Source organism: Janthinobacterium sp. BHSEK (assembly GCF_056174685.1).
Genome location: NZ_JBWBYV010000241.1, coordinates 1 through 395, shown reverse-complemented (window position 1 = coordinate 395; position 395 = coordinate 1). Strand labels below are relative to the sequence as shown.

At 51.9% G+C, this 395-nt stretch carries 1 rRNA gene; it reads left to right on the top strand.

What is annotated here, in order from left to right:
* Positions 1-332: ribosomal RNA gene (locus tag AC0V2Y_RS28740) — 16S ribosomal RNA — on the top strand; the annotation flags it as partial.
* Between the last annotated feature and the right edge of the window lie 63 nt (positions 333-395).

The window sequence follows — 395 nt, the reverse complement described above, 5'->3', positions numbered from 1 at the left end:
TTATGGGTAGGGCTTCACACGTCATACAATGGTACATACAGAGCGCCGCCAACCCGCGAGGGGGAGCTAATCGCAGAAAGTGTATCGTAGTCCGGATTGTAGTCTGCAACTCGACTGCATGAAGTTGGAATCGCTAGTAATCGCGGATCAGCATGTCGCGGTGAATACGTTCCCGGGTCTTGTACACACCGCCCGTCACACCATGGGAGCGGGTTTTACCAGAAGTAGGTAGCTTAACCGTAAGGAGGGCGCTTACCACGGTAGGATTCGTGACTGGGGTGAAGTCGTAACAAGGTAGCCGTATCGGAAGGTGCGGCTGGATCACCTCCTTTCTAGAGTTTGCACGAATCAGGTAAATGGTTCACGCATCAAATGTTCACACTTATCGGCTGTTA